The 13,555-nt window shown below is 71.6% G+C and carries 13 protein-coding genes and 1 tRNA gene; 8 read left to right on the top strand and 6 right to left on the bottom strand.

The features are described from left to right. Positions 1 to 47: 47 nt before the first annotated feature. The 5 genes from AB0J80_RS30325 to AB0J80_RS30305 all read left to right on the top strand — a co-directional run bounded on the left by AB0J80_RS30325 (position 48) and on the right by AB0J80_RS30305 (position 4,328). Positions 48 to 119 (top strand) — tRNA-Arg (locus AB0J80_RS30325). Between the two features lie 722 nt (positions 120 to 841). Beyond that, positions 842 to 1,732 carry a hypothetical protein gene (locus AB0J80_RS30320; protein WP_364711625.1) on the top strand — a complete coding sequence of 297 codons (891 nt, stop codon included), beginning with the start codon at positions 842 to 844 and terminating at the stop codon, positions 1,730 to 1,732. A 273-nt stretch (positions 1,733 to 2,005) separates the two neighbouring features. Beyond that, positions 2,006 to 2,788 carry an ATP-binding cassette domain-containing protein gene (locus AB0J80_RS30315; RefSeq protein ID WP_364711623.1) on the top strand — a complete coding sequence of 261 codons (783 nt, stop codon included), beginning with the start codon at positions 2,006 to 2,008 and terminating at the stop codon, positions 2,786 to 2,788. Then, positions 2,785 to 3,537: an ABC transporter permease gene (locus tag AB0J80_RS30310; protein ID WP_364711621.1), complete on the top strand. Its 753-nt coding sequence runs from the start codon at positions 2,785 to 2,787 to the stop codon at positions 3,535 to 3,537. Before AB0J80_RS30315 ends, AB0J80_RS30310 begins: the two co-directional genes overlap by 4 nt. After that, positions 3,531 to 4,328, top strand: coding sequence for a MerR family transcriptional regulator (locus tag AB0J80_RS30305; RefSeq protein WP_364711618.1), 798 nt, complete (start codon positions 3,531 to 3,533; stop codon positions 4,326 to 4,328). The genes AB0J80_RS30310 and AB0J80_RS30305 overlap by 7 nt, the downstream gene beginning before the upstream one ends. On the opposite strand, the gene AB0J80_RS30300 is transcribed toward AB0J80_RS30305, so the two are convergent. Continuing rightward, positions 4,306 to 5,322 carry a zinc-dependent alcohol dehydrogenase family protein gene (locus AB0J80_RS30300; protein WP_364711615.1) on the bottom strand — a complete coding sequence of 339 codons (1,017 nt, stop codon included), beginning with the start codon at positions 5,320 to 5,322 and terminating at the stop codon, positions 4,306 to 4,308. The two genes, AB0J80_RS30305 and AB0J80_RS30300, sit on opposite strands and share 23 nt — an antisense overlap. A gap of 24 nt (positions 5,323 to 5,346) precedes the next feature. Then, the gene (locus tag AB0J80_RS30295; protein WP_364711613.1) at positions 5,347 to 7,368 is read right to left on the bottom strand and encodes an acyl-CoA dehydrogenase; all 2,022 of its coding nucleotides are present in this window, start codon (positions 7,366 to 7,368) and stop codon (positions 5,347 to 5,349) included. An 84-nt stretch (positions 7,369 to 7,452) separates the two neighbouring features. Here AB0J80_RS30295 and AB0J80_RS30290 point away from each other — a divergent pair, with 84 nt between their 5' ends. After that, complete coding sequence (locus AB0J80_RS30290; protein ID WP_364711612.1) at positions 7,453 to 8,103, top strand: TetR/AcrR family transcriptional regulator; 651 nt, start codon at positions 7,453 to 7,455, stop codon at positions 8,101 to 8,103. On the opposite strand, the gene AB0J80_RS30285 is transcribed toward AB0J80_RS30290, so the two are convergent. Together AB0J80_RS30285 and AB0J80_RS30280 are read right to left on the bottom strand one after the other, a co-directional pair. After that, positions 8,100 to 8,570, bottom strand: a complete 471-nt coding sequence (locus AB0J80_RS30285; RefSeq protein WP_364711610.1) for a hypothetical protein — start codon at positions 8,568 to 8,570, stop codon at positions 8,100 to 8,102. The genes AB0J80_RS30290 and AB0J80_RS30285 overlap by 4 nt on opposite strands. Continuing rightward, positions 8,567 to 8,953 (bottom strand): helix-turn-helix domain-containing protein, encoded by a 387-nt coding sequence (locus AB0J80_RS30280; protein ID WP_364711608.1) that lies wholly within the window; start codon positions 8,951 to 8,953, stop codon positions 8,567 to 8,569. The genes AB0J80_RS30285 and AB0J80_RS30280 overlap by 4 nt, the downstream gene beginning before the upstream one ends. 67 nt (positions 8,954 to 9,020) lie before the next feature. On the opposite strand from AB0J80_RS30280, the gene AB0J80_RS30275 reads away from it, so the two are divergent. Next, positions 9,021 to 10,193, top strand: coding sequence for a serine hydrolase domain-containing protein (locus AB0J80_RS30275; RefSeq protein WP_364711606.1), 1,173 nt, complete (start codon positions 9,021 to 9,023; stop codon positions 10,191 to 10,193). Continuing rightward, the gene (locus AB0J80_RS30270) at positions 10,190 to 10,564 is read left to right on the top strand and encodes a nuclear transport factor 2 family protein (protein WP_364711603.1); all 375 of its coding nucleotides are present in this window, start codon (positions 10,190 to 10,192) and stop codon (positions 10,562 to 10,564) included. The genes AB0J80_RS30275 and AB0J80_RS30270 overlap by 4 nt, the downstream gene beginning before the upstream one ends. Here AB0J80_RS30270 and AB0J80_RS30265 read toward each other — a convergent pair. Together AB0J80_RS30265 and AB0J80_RS30260 are read right to left on the bottom strand one after the other, a co-directional pair. Further along, a complete protein-coding gene (locus AB0J80_RS30265; protein WP_364711601.1) occupies positions 10,524 to 11,783 on the bottom strand; it encodes an NAD(P)/FAD-dependent oxidoreductase in 1,260 nt (419 codons plus the stop codon). The two genes, AB0J80_RS30270 and AB0J80_RS30265, sit on opposite strands and share 41 nt — an antisense overlap. 62 nt (positions 11,784 to 11,845) lie before the next feature. After that, positions 11,846 to 13,450, bottom strand: coding sequence for a CocE/NonD family hydrolase (locus tag AB0J80_RS30260; protein WP_364711598.1), 1,605 nt, complete (start codon positions 13,448 to 13,450; stop codon positions 11,846 to 11,848). Between the last annotated feature and the right edge of the window lie 105 nt (positions 13,451 to 13,555).

Below are 13,555 nucleotides of genomic sequence, written 5' to 3'. Positions count from 1 at the left end.
ACCCGTTCGGCGGGCGCGAGGAGGTCTGCTAGGCTTCCTCTCGCTGAGCCCCCGTAGCTCAGGGGATAGAGCGTCGCCCTCCGGAGGCGAAAGCGCAGGTTCGAATCCTGCCGGGGGCACGAGCCGGAGCCCTCTGTCCGCTGAGATACGCGGACCGGGGGCTCGTGCATTTTCTTTCTGGGGCCCGAGCCCCAGACCCCACGGTGCGGTGGTCGCCGTTGGCTGGTTCGGTCCATCTTTGCGATCCCCACAATGCCCTGGAGCCGGAACCCCGAAGCCCACCTGACGGTGCTCGCCCTTGGCTGGTCCGGGCCACCTTTGGCGGTGCTCGCCGTTGGCTGGTCCGGGCCACCTTTGCGATCCCCACAGTGCCTTGGAGCCGGAACCCCGAAGCCCACCTGACGGTGCTCACCGCGTGCACCCCTTGCGGCCTTTTTTAAGGTGACTTGACCCGGTCTTGAGGGAGCCATCCGATCGGGGATGCGTTCAGGTTTCCGGATCCGATCGATGGAGCCTCATGTCGCAGCCGCCCCACCCCTACGGCCAGCCTTACGCAGAACCGTACGGTGCCGGTCAGCCCCACCCGCACCACCAGGATTCCGGTCTGCCGGCAGCCGGTTCGCACCCGGGAAGCAGTTTTGTGCCGCCCGGCATGCCCTCGGCACCGGCTGCTCCGCGGTTGGCCGGCGTGGCCGCAGAACCGGGCTTCGCGTCGGGCTCGGGCCTGCCGGCCCATCATGAGGCGGCGCCCGGGTTCGCGCCCGGCTCCGGTCTGCCGGCCAGCCCGGAACGGCCACCCGCGCACGGATATGGACCTCATGGGTACGAAGCGGCACCCCCGATGCCCGGTCCCGAGCAACCACCCGCCCCGCCCTGGTCGGGCCGGCCCGCATACGGCCAGCCGAGCGGATCGACGCCGGACCAGCTCGGATACGGCCAGCAGCCGCCCGCGTCGGGGCAGGGAGGTGCTCCGCACCCGAGTCTCGGCCAGCTGCCGTTCGGGCAGGCGAATTTCCCTCCCCCGGATGTCGGCCAGCCGATATTCGGAGTGCCGAGGAAGTCGAGGAGGCTACCGAAGCTCATCGCCGCGATCGTCGCGGTGGTCGTTCTGATCGTCGCCGGCGGTTTCGCCGCCTACAACGCCATGAAGGAAGACGACGTGCCGGTCGCTGTTGCAAGCAAGTCCGGCAGCGCCGCCAAGACCACCAAACCCGCGAAGACCAACAAACCCGGGAAGACCAACAAACCCGCGAAGACCGCGAAGGACACGACCAAGACTTCGAAGACCACCAAAACTGTGACGGCCGTCAAGATCGTGGAGCCTGCACAGCTCGGCGGCCGCCCGAAAACTAGCGACCTACCGGCTGCTTTCGCCAAGGCGCCCGGGCGGACCAGTGAGGCCAGCGCCCTGTACGGCACTGCCAGCAAGGGCGACATGGTGATGGTCCAGGCGGTCGCGGCGCCGGTCCGCAATCCTTCCTCCGATCTGAGGGCGTTCCTCGCCGGAATGTCGCACAGCGGCCTTGCCCTCGAGAACGTCACCTCGATCGACGCCGGCAAGTTGGGCGGCGTGGCCAAGTGCGGCACCGGGACCGTGCAAGGGAACGGTGTTGCGGTCTGTGCATGGGGCGACAAGGGCAGCATGGGCTTCCTCATCTGGTACTTCACCGAGGTCTCCGAGGCCAAGTCCGAATTCCTCAAGCTGCGCGGACAGATTGAGAAGCGGGGCTGACCCAGGCCTCGGCTACCGGTAGCGGTTGGAACGACGGGTGAACTTCGGGCCGTATCCGGAAGGGGGATGGCCCAAGTGGACAGTTCTGCAAGGCCGTCAGGCCGAAGTCGCGCTGGCGACTCCGTTGGCGGCTGCTTGCGGGCTCCCGGGACCGCCGGGACGAAACCCGCGCTGGCGCCCGTCGACGCGGAGGACATCAGGAAGGAGTTAAGGGATTCTTCCAGGCCTGAGCGCTTGACCCTGACGCTGCGTCAACCCTCCATGCTGGCGGCCATGAGCATTCCTGCCATTGAGGTGCTGCGACTGGAGAAGTCGTACAAAGATCTGCATGTGCTGCGCGGCGTGGATCTCGCCGTCGCGCGAGGCAGCATCTTCGCCCTGCTCGGCTCGAACGGGGCGGGCAAGACCACCGTCGTCAAGATCTTGTCCACGCTGCTGCGGGCGGACGCGGGGAGCGCCCGGGTCAACGGTTTCGACGTCGCTAGCCAGGCCGCCAACGTCCGCAGGTCCATCAGTCTCACGGGGCAGTTCGCGGCGGTCGACGAGATCCTCAGCGGGCGGGAGAACCTCGTCCTGGTCGCCCGGCTGCGGCACCTCAAGGATCCCGGTGCACTGGCGGATGACCTGTTGAGGCGGTTCTCGCTTGCGGAGGCCGGTTCCCGGAGGGTGGCGACGTACTCCGGTGGCATGCGCCGCCGGCTGGACATCGCGATGAGCCTCATCGGGGATCCGCCGGTCGTCTTCCTCGACGAGCCGACGACCGGGCTGGACCCGCAGGCGCGCATCGAGGTGTGGCAGGCCGTCCGGGAGCTCGCCCAGGGCGGCACGACCGTCCTGCTCACGACCCAGTACCTCGACGAGGCGGAGCAGCTCGCCGACCGCATCGCGATCCTGCACGAGGGCCGGATCATCGTGAACGGCACCCTCGAGGAGCTCAAGCAGGTCCTCCCGCCCGCCGAGGTCGAGTACGTCCAGAAGCAGCCGACCCTCGAGGACGTCTTCCTCGCCCTCGTCGGCGCCGGAACCGGAACCGGAACCGAGAGGGGGCAACGATGAACGACACCGTCGCCTTGCTGGGCCGTTCGCTGCGCCACATCCTGCGCAGCCCGGACACGATCATCACCACCGCGATCATGCCGATCGCCTTCATGCTGCTGTTCGTCTACGTCTTCGGCGGCGCGATCCGGACCGGGACCGACTCGTACGTGAACTACCTGCTGCCCGGCATCCTGCTCATCACGATCGCCTCGGGAATCTCCTACACGGCGTACCGGCTCTTCCTGGACCTGCAGAGCGGGATCTTCGAACGGCTCCAGTCCATGCCGATCGCACGGTCGTCGGTGCTGTGGGCGCACGTCCTGACCTCGCTCGTCGCCAACCTGATCTCGCTGGTGGTGGTGGTCCTCGTCGCCCTGGTGGTGGGTTTCCGGTCGGGGGCGGGCGTGCTGGGGTGGCTGGCGGTGGCGGGCATTCTGATGCTGTTCACCCTGGCGCTGACCTGGATCGCCGTGATCCCGGGGCTCAGCGCGAAGTCCGTGGACGGCGCGAGCGCGTTCTCGTACCCGCTCATCCTGCTGCCGTTCATCAGCTCGGCCTTCGTCCCCACCGCATCCATGCCCGGCCCCGTGCGGGCCTTCGCCGAGAACCAGCCGGTGACCTCGATCGTCGACGCGATCCGGGACATCTTCGGCGGGCAGCCGGTCGGCACCGGCATCTGGACGGCTCTCGCCTGGTGCACCGGCATCCTGATCCTGGCGTACCTCTTCGCCACGATGACGTACCGGCGCAGGATCAGAGCATGCTGACGATCGGCCAACTGGCGGCCTACGCGGGTGTCACCGTGCGAGCCGTGCGGCACTACCACCAGGTCGGACTGCTGCCCGAGCCGGAACGGGACGCTTCGGGCTACCGGCGGTACGGCGCGACGGCGGTGGTGCTGCTCATCAAGATCCGCACCTTGGCCAACGCCGGCGTGCCGCTGTCCCAGCTCGGTCCGATGCTCGAGGCGGACGCACCGGACTTCGCCGCCGCCATCCAGCGGATCGACGACCACCTGCGCGACGAGATCGCCCGGCTGGAGACCAGCCGTCACCAGATCGCGCAGCTCACCGCCGGGGACAGCGCGGCCCTGCCGCCCGAGGCGGTCACCTATCTCGACCGGCTGCGGGAGATCGGGGTGTCCGAGCGGATGGTGCAGGCCGAGCGGGACGGGTGGATCCTGATCGCGGCCCGGTGGCCCGACCGCGTCCGGGAGTGGATACCCGCCAAGCTCGCCTCGCTCGGCGACCCGCGGCTCGTCCGGCTCTACCTCCTGCTGTCGAAGCTCTTCGACGGCGAGGCCACCGACGACGGGCTCATGGAGGAGGCCGCCGACATCATGGCCGCGCTGGCCGAGGAGGCGTGGGCCGCCGGCGAGGTCATGGGTACGGAGGAGGCGAGGGACGATCTGCCGTTCGACCTCCTCGACGCGCTGGCCGACGAGTCCGATCCGCGGGCGAAGCGGATGCGGGACCTGATGCGCCGGCGCGGATGGGTGAGCTGGACCCGGATGGAACGGGTGGCGCAGCCGCGCGCTACGGGCGCAGCAGGGCCTTGATGGCACGGCGCTCGTCCATCGCCCGGTAGCCCTCGGGCGCCTGGTCCAGCGGCAGCACCAGGTCGAACACCTTCCCCGGGTCGATCCGCCGGTCGGCGATCAGGTCGATCAGCTCCGGCAGGAAGCGGCGCACGGGCGCGGGGCCTCCGTGCAGGTGCACATGGGAGGAGAACAGCTCCCGTCCGGGCAGCTGGACGCCGTGGTTCACGCCGACGAAACCGACGTGCCCGCCGGGCCGGGTGGAGCGGATCGCCTGCATCATCGCTTCCTGCGTACCGACCGCTTCGATGACGGAATGCGCGCCGAGACCGTTCGTCAGGTCCTTGATCCGGGCCACGCCCTCGTCGCCGCGTTCGGTGACGATGTCCGTGGCTCCGAAGTCGCGGGCCAGCTGCTGGCGGGACTCGTGGCGGCTCATCGCGATGATGCGTTCCGCGCCGAGCTGCCGCGCCGCGAGCACGCCGAGCAGCCCGACCGCGCCGTCGCCGACGACCGCGACGGTCCTGCCCGGGCCGGCTTCGGCGGCCACGGCCGCGAACCAGCCGGTGCCCAGCACGTCGGAAGCGGTCAAGAAGCCGGGGACCAGGTCGTCCGACGGTACGTCCCCAGTGGCCACGAGGGTGCCGTCGGCCAACGGTACGCGCAGGTACTGAGCCTGGGCACCGCCGACGCCCACCCGGTGGACGCACGCGGCCTGGTAACCCGAGCGGCAGATCTCACAGGTGTTGTCCGAGGCGATGAACGAACCGACGACGAACTGCCCCGGCCGCACGGTCCGGACGTCGCCGCCGACCTCCTCGACGATGCCGACGTACTCGTGACCCATGGGGCGTGGCTCGGTCACCTTGTCGATCCCGCGGTAGGGCCACAGGTCCGAACCGCAGACGCACGCGGCCGAGAGCCGGATGATCGCGTCGGTCGGTGCGACGATCCGCGGCTCGTCGCGTTCCTCCACCCGGACGTCGCCCGGGGCATGCAGGACAGCACCAATCATGGTTCCAGCAAACCGCACCGGGCGTCATTGCGCAGGGACGATCTCCAGGTCCGTCGCGGTGGCGTCCGCCGAGCGTACGGCGTCGTCGTGGGCGGCCATCGCCTCCTGCCGGGCGGGCTCCTCCCGCAGGATCGCGCAGTTCAGCCACGCGTCCGGGATGGCGAACGCGTCCACCAGCGTGCGCAGGTGCGGCCGCAGCTCTTGCAGCAGGTCGTTGATCACCGCGGTGACCGCCTTCGAACGGGCCGGGGTCAGGCGGCCGTGCTCCAGGAACCAGCCCCGGTCGGCTTCGATGGTGCTCAGCGCGTACAGGTCGCACATGCGCGAAAGCAGCGCCCGCGCCGCCGGGTCCGTCGCACGTTCGACGCCGGCGACGAACGCCTCCAGCACGACCCTGTCGATGTGCGCCTCGGCGGCCTTGACGACGTGGTCCTGGACGTCGTTGAAGATGTCGAACGGCCGGTCCTTCTTGGTGGCGGCGCCCCGGCGCAGCCGGCGGATCACCCCGTCCAGGACGTGCCGCTCACGGTCCTCGACCATCTTCAGGTGCCAGCCCCGGTCGGTGAGCGCCACCTGCTCGTCGCGCCCCGGTACGGCGTTGACGAGCCGCTCGACGAGCGACCGGGCCGCCGTGCGCTCGAGCACCATCTCCCGGACCTGGTCGGCCACGAACGCCGCCCGGCCCCACCCGTCGAGGGAGCCGAACGCGTCGCGGTAACCGGTGAGCAGTCCCTTGGCGACCAGCTGCAGCAGCACCGTGTTGTCGCCCTCGAAGGTGGTGAAGACATCGGTGTCGGCCTTGAGCGCGGGCAGCCGGTTCTCGGCGAGGTAGCCCGCACCGCCGCAGGCCTCCCGGCACATCTGGATGGTCCGGGTGGCGTGCCACGTCTGCGCCGCCTTGAGCGCCGCGGCCCGCGACTCCAGCTCCCGCTGGCGGTGGTCGTCGACCGGCCCCTCGGCGGTCTGCACGCCGTGCAATGTGGCCACCAGCTCCTCCTGCGCGAAGTGCAGGGCGTACGTGGTGGCCAGTGCGGGAAGCAGCTTGCGCTGGTGGGCGAGGTAGTCGTTGAGCGCCACCTCCCGATCCCGGTCGGGCGCCGTGAACTGGCGGCGGGTGTCGCCGTACCGGATCGCGATCGTGAGGGCGTTCTTCACCGCCGAGGAGGCCGCGCCGCCGATGGTGACCCGGCCGCGCACCAGGGTGCCGACCATGGTGAAGAAGCGACGCGTGTCGTTGCGGATCGGGCTGGTGTAGGTGCCGTCCGGCGCGACCTGGCCGTACCGGTCCAGCAGCATCTCCCGCGGGACCGTAACGTGGTCGAACGTGAGCCGGCCGTTGTCGACGCCCAGGAGGCCGGCTTTCGGACCGGCGTCACCGATGGTGACGCCCGGCATGGGCCGGCCGTCCGCGTCCCGGATGGGCACCAGCCATGCGTGTACGCCGTGCCGGCCGGACGGGGTGACCAGCTGCGCGAAGACGACCGCCATCCGGCCGTCGCGGGCCGCGTTGCCGATGTAGTCCTTGCGGGCCGCCTCGTGCGGCGTGTGCAGGTCGAACGTCTCCGTCCGCGGGTAGTAGGTGCAGGTGGTCCGCAGCTGCTGCACGTCGGAGCCGTGCCCGGTCTCGGTCATGGCGAAGCAGCCCAGCAGGTCGGCCGCCATGATGTCGCGCAGGTAGGCGTCGTGGTGCCGGCGGGTGCCCAGCGCCATGACGGCCCCGCCGAACAGACCCCACTGGACCCCCGCCTTCACCAGGAGGGAGAGGTCGAGGTGGGCCAGCATCTCGCCGGCCACCACCGCGCCGCCGGGGTCGAAGCTGCCGCCGTACTCGGTCGGGAAGGCGAGTGTGACGCCGAGGTCGGCCGGGAGCTCGCCGAGCAGCCGGGTGACCCGCTCGCGGGCCTGCTCACCGGTCTCGCCGTAGACCGCGGTGAACCGGTCGCCCGCCAGCTCGGTGCGCGCCGCGCGCCGGATGTGCGCCCACCGGCCGTCGAGCACGTCCTGCAGCCGGGCGGGGTCGACGGAGCCGGGCACGGAACTGGTCATGGTTCCTCGCTTCGCTGATGACCGGTGCATGGGTACAAGCTGTACCCGCGAGTGGGTACAGACTGTACCAGTAGAGTGGGCCGGGTGGACGGAGCGGCGGTCAAGCGGGACACCATCGCCGCACGCCGGGCCGGCGGGGGCACCGACGACCGGGCGCGCCGGCGGCGGCACATCGTCGAAGCCGCCGTACGCGCCATCGAGCAGCACGGCACCGGCGCCGGCCTCGGCGTGGTGGCGGACCAGGCCGGCCTGCCGCGACCGCACGTCTACCGGCACTTCGCCAGCAAGGACGACCTGGACCAGGAGGTCGCCCGGCTCGCCGCACGGATGCTCAGCGCCTGGATCCGGCCGGCCCTCACCGCGAGCGGCACACCGCCGAGAGTCGTGCACGGCATCATCGGGCGGGTCCTGGAATGGGCCGTCGAGCACCCGAACCTCTACCGCTTCCGCGCCCGGCTGGGCCAGTTCGCGGCCGTGCCGGAGCTCAGCAGGGCCGGGATCGCCTATCTGCGCGCCGCCGGCTACGACGTGCGGCCACCGGCACACGTCGTCGCCGGGGTCATCGGGATGGTCGACGCCAGCATCCTGTGGTGGTTCGACCACCCCGAGGAGATGGACCGCGCCGGACTCACCGACCGGCTCGCCGCCCAGGTCTGGCTGATCCTGGCGGACCTGCTGGAGCACCTCGGCCGCCCCTTGGACCCGGCGGGCGAGCTCACCCCCATCGACTCCTAGTCGTTCAGCTGGGCGCGCTGGATCTCCGCGAGCGTGGCCGTCATGACCTCCGTGATCGGCCGGTTCCCCCTCAGATAAGCGAGCAGGAGGGCGGCGTGCAACGCCAGCGCGTCGGGCTTCGGCGGGGGCGATCCGTCGTCGTCCCACACGCCGAGCGCCGCCGCGAGCAGGTAGAGCATCACCTGCGGATCGACCTCCGGGCACCAGGTGGCCGCCGCGCGCACGCTCTGCTCCAGCACCGCGCGCACGTCGTCGGCATCGAGGCCGTCCGGGTGGGCCGACTCGAGCAGCAGGCGCACCGCCGTACCCGATATCAGGCCGGTCTGGGCCTGGTCCTGGGCGCTGAGCTCGGCCACCGCCGCGCTCAGCGCCTCCCGGTCCTGCTCGTGCGCCGCGCTCACCGCGGCCGCCGTGGCCGCCCCGATCGGGCGGGCCGGGGCGGGCAGGTGGCGCCACTGATCGGTCATGATGCGACGCTAACCCGGGGGTCCGACAGAACCCCCTCGGGGAACCGGTCGACGTTGGCGACGACCCAGCGGCGCAGCATGGCCAGCGGCTCGCACGCGTCGCGGCCGAGCGGCGTCAGCGAATACTCGACGTGCAGGGGTACGGCGGGGTACACCGTACGGTCGATGAGCCCGTGCTCCTCCAGGCGCCGGAGTGTGGCGGTGAGCACTTTCGGGCTGACACCCTCGAGCCTCGCGCGCAGCTCCCCGAAGCGGCGCGGGCCGTCCTCGAGGGCGCCGAGAGCCAGCGCGCTCCACTTGTTGGCGAGCAGGTCGAGCATCCGCCGGCACGGGCAGGACGCGTCGTAGACGTCATGGGTCCGGCCGCAGCTCGAAGTCGTCATCGCGCCATCGTAGTACCCATCGGATACCACTCGTTTTTTGTCGGAGGCACCTGGCAAGGTGGTCGCCATGACGGTGCACGAGGCGATGGCGGCCCGCGTCGAGCGGGGCGAGCTCCCGGGAATCGTCACGCTCGTCGCCCGCGGCGACGACGTGCGTGCCGAGGCGATCGGTTCCACCTCCTTCGACGGGGGTGCGCCCCTGCGCCGCGACAGCATCTTCCGGATCGCCTCGATGACCAAACCGGTTCTGGCCGCGGCCACGATGATGCTCGTCGAGGACGACCTCATCGACCTCGAGGAGCCTGTCCACCGCCTGCTGCCCGAGCTGGCCGGCCAGCGTGTCCTGGCGCGCATCGACGGCCCGCTCGACGACACCGTGCCGCTGCGCCGGCCCGTCACGGTCGAGGATCTGCTGACCTTCCGGATGGGGTTCGGCATGATCACGGAGCCGGAGTTCGACCCGCCGTGGCCGATCAACCGCGCGGCGGACGAGCTGCAGCTCGGGCTGGGCCCGCCCGACCCGCGCATCCCGCACGACCCCGACGAGTGGATCCGCCGGTTCGCCACGTTGCCCCTGATGCTGCAGCCCGGGGAGAAATGGCAGTACAACACCGGCACCCTGGTGCTGGGCGTGCTGCTGGCGCGGGCGGCGGGCAGGCCCCTCGGCGACGTGCTGCGCGAGCGGCTCTTCGACCCGCTCGGCATGCGGGAGACCGGCTTCTGGCTGCCCGGGGCCCGCGCTCGCGAGCTGCCGAGCTACTACATGACCGATCCGGGCACTCAGAAGATGACCGAGGTGACCAACACCGGTCCCGAGGTGTGGAGCGAGCCGCCGGTGTTCCCCTCGGGTTCCGGCGGTCTGGTCTCCACGGTGGACGAGTTCCACACCTTCGCCCGCATGCTGCTCGACCGCGGGGTGCACGGCGGCACCCGGCTGCTCTCCGAGCAGTCCGTCGAGTTGATGACCGGCAACCGGCTCACCCCGGCGCAGGTCGCGTCGGCCGGCACGCTGCTGGGCGGGTCCGGGTGGGGCCTCGGGATGGCCGTGACGGTCGCCGCGGACGAGGTGTCCGGGCCGGGTCGCTACGGCTGGTCCGGCGGGTACGGCACCACGTGGTTCAACGACCCGCACGAAGGCCTCACGGCCATCGCGTTCACCCAGGTCAGCGACTTCCTGTGGAGCGGGGCGCTGACGGAGTTCGGCCAGTCGGCGTACGCGTCGTTCAAGGAGCGAGCATGACCAACCTCGACGCTGTCACCGCGTGGGTGCAGGGCTACCGCGTGGCGTGGGAGTCGAACGACCCGGCGGACATCGCGGGCCTGTTCGCCGAGGACGCCGCGTACTTCACCGAGCCGTGGGCGCCACCGTGGCGGGGCCGGGAAGCGATCGTCGCCGGCTGGCTGGAGCACCGGGACGAGCCGGACACGACCATGTTCGAGTGGCACCCGCTCATCGTCACCGACGACCTGGCCATCGTCGAGGCGACGACGCACTACACGACGCCGCCGGCCCGCACCTACAGCAACATGTGGGTGTTGCGCCTCGACCAGGCAGGTCAGGCACGGCAGTTCACCGAGTGGTGGATGAAGCACCCCACCGAAGAGGCGTAGACCGCTCGATCCGCACATCAGGGAAGGAGCCGTCACCGAACAGCACCCGCGCCGCGGCCGCCCGGCCCATGGGGGTGCGCAACAGACCGAAGGCCGCCTCGGTCAGCGCCCGGGACCGCACCGCGGACAACCCGTGGCGCATCGCCAGCCGCCCCCGGAAGCGTGCCCGCAGCGCTGCTCCGTCATAGTGCCGCAGCACGGCCGGATCCCCGGTGCGCAGATAGTCCGCGGTCACGGCCGCGGCCAGCGACGACAGGCGCAGGCAGGGGTCCAGCCCGCCGGCGGTCAGCGGTGACACCGCGCCCGCCGCGTCGCCGACCAGCAAGCCCGAGGGGCAGGCGATCCGGCGCAGCACGCCACCGACCGGAATCGGCCCACCACGCCGCCGCACCGGCCCAGCCGCCGCCGGCAACCCACCGGAACGGACGCCGCCAACCGGCACCCCACCCTCCACCGGCCGCCCGCCGGAGTTGCCACCGCCGACCGGCACTGCACCGAAAGCCGCATCTCCGCCCAAACCCAAACCCAAACCCGAGCCCGAGCCCGCGTTCGCGCTCGCGTCGAATGCCATGCCGAAGGCTCGCAGCAGCTCCGGCAGCGGTCCGGCGAGCCGCTCCGGCCGCCCGGCCAGCCCGACGTGCGCATGCCGTCCATCGTCGACAACCCAGCCGAGATATCCGGGCGCCAGCCTCGGATCCACCACGCAGTGAAACGTCGGCGGCCCCAGCCCACCAGCCACCGGGTAGACCTCCTCCACCCCCACGATCAGCTCCCGGTTGACGTCCAGCCCGAGCCGGCGCGCAACCGTCGAGCGTGCACCGTCCGCTCCGATCGTGAAGCGCGCCCGTACGCCCGCCACCGGATACGCCACCCCTAGCCGCACCCGTGCCCCGGCGGCCACCGCCAAGGCGAGCGCATGCGCATAGACCCCGGCCATATCGGCGACCCGGAACTCATCCCGCGAGCTGACGAGCTCGACCGGCCGGCGCAGCGACGGCGGATAGAGCACCACCCGGCGGATCGGCGGCCCCAGCAGCTCATCCGGCACCGGGAAGTCCTCGAGCGTCCGCCGGACGAAGATCCCCGTCGTCCGGATGCCGGAGTCGAGCCGGCGCCGGCGGTCGACGACCAGCACGTCATGACCCTGCTGGGCCAGCAGCCGAGCGGTGTGCAGACCGGCGAGGCCGGCGCCGACGACGAGTACGTCCGGGGTGTCCATGGCCGCCGAAGGTAGCGGCGTCCGGGCCGATCACCGGCCGCTCTCACCACACCTTCACGAGCTCACCCCATCACGGGCAGAACCACGGACGAATGCGCGCAGTCGATGGTGCGTACCGACGGCGCCAGTTTCGAGCCGTCCGCCGGGGTGCCGTCGGTGCCGAGGTTCCTGGCGTACCGCGGATGCGCCCCGCCCGAGATCTGCAGCCGGAGCCGGTGACCGGCCGGCACGCGGTGGAAGCACTGGTCCAGGCGGAGCTCCACCGGCCCACCGGGCGCCGCCGGGTCGAGGCGGCGCAGGGCGTCGGTGAAGTTGCGGGAACGGCCGGCGGGGTCGACGTCGCACAGCCGCGCGAAGACGTCCGCGTACGGGTTGTCCAGCGACATCGTCAGGGAGACCGTCGGCGAGCCGGCCACGTCGAGGTCCTCGGTGAGGGGTGCGGTGGTGAAGGTGACGACGTCGGCGCGGGCCTCGAGGGCGCGGTTGTCGCGGACGCCCATCGAGCCCGACAGCACCCGGCCGCCCACCGACGGCGTGGGGTCCGCCGGGTCGTACCGGAAGGACACCGTTCCGGGCCGGACCGCCGGGCCGCTGGTGAGCGTGCCGTCCGCTCCCAGGCCGTACCGGAGCGGGGTGGTGGCCGGCGGCCAGTCCGGGAGGTCGTGCCACTTGTTCTCGCCGGTGCGGAACACGTTCACCGACGCCGCCGGGCCCGGGTCGCCGGCCAGGTGACGGTCGAGCCATGCCAGCGCGGCCGGCTCCGTCCGGGGTGCGCCCTTGGTCGCCACGCCGATGTGGGTCCACGGGCCCACGAGCAGCGATACCTCCAGTCCGCGGGCGCGCAGGGCGGCGTACTGGTCCAGGGTCTGGTCGAGGAACAGGTCCTGCCAGCCGCTGATGAGCATGACCGGCACCGGCACGCGCTCCAGTGCCACGCCCGCGCGCATCGGCTCCCAGAACGGGTCGGTCTCCTCGTGGTGCGCGAGCCACTCGCGGTACCACGGTGCCCGGCCGCGCAGGACCGGGTCGGCGGCGTCGGCGAGGGGCAGACCATGGAGGCCGGGACGGATCCGGCGGGCCGCGGTGGCCATGCCGCGGACCCGGCGCAGGCCGCGTTCCTCCTGCCCGGCGATCTGGTGGCTCCAGCTGAGAAAGTCGCCGAGGGTGAAGGCGCCGGTTCCGTAGACCGCGCTGCGGAAGTCGTGCGGGCCGACCGCGATGATCGCGGTCCGCAGCTCCGGCGGCGGGTCCTGCAGCAGCGTCCACTGCGTCCAGCCCAGGTACGAGCCGCCGAGCGTGGCGAGGCGGCCGTCGAACCAGTCGCACGTGCGCAGCCACGCGACCGTGTCCTGCCCGTCGGCCGCCTCCTGCGCCATCGGGACGAACGTGCCGCCGGAGCCGAACGTGCCTCGGACGCTGCTGACCACCACGTGGTAGCCCCGCGCGGCCAGCATGTGCCCCTGCAGCAGCGAGGCCGGCAGCCCGCGCCCGTAGGGCGTACGCACCAGCACCGTGCCCCGCGCCTTGCCGGCGGGTGCGTAGTGGGCGGCTCGGAGCAGGACGCCGTCGCGCATCGGGATGGCGACGTCGTGGTCGACCGCGTACGCGGTGCGGGGCGGTGGCAGCCGCAGCGCGCGGCCCACGAGGGAGGTCATCGGCCGGCGCATCGCCCCATCCTCGAAGCGCGGGCGGCCGAGTGCAAGCGCAGGTGGTGCGCTGCGGCGCCCGGGAAGGCAGACTGCCTCGGGTGGAGGTGCAGCAGCGCAGGCTCG

The organism is Actinoplanes sp. NPDC049548, from assembly GCF_040676695.1.
In the GTDB taxonomy this organism is placed as follows: domain Bacteria; phylum Actinomycetota; class Actinomycetes; order Mycobacteriales; family Micromonosporaceae; genus Actinoplanes.
Note: the sequence above shows the minus strand (reverse complement) of the source record. Positions and strands in the feature narration are given on the sequence as shown.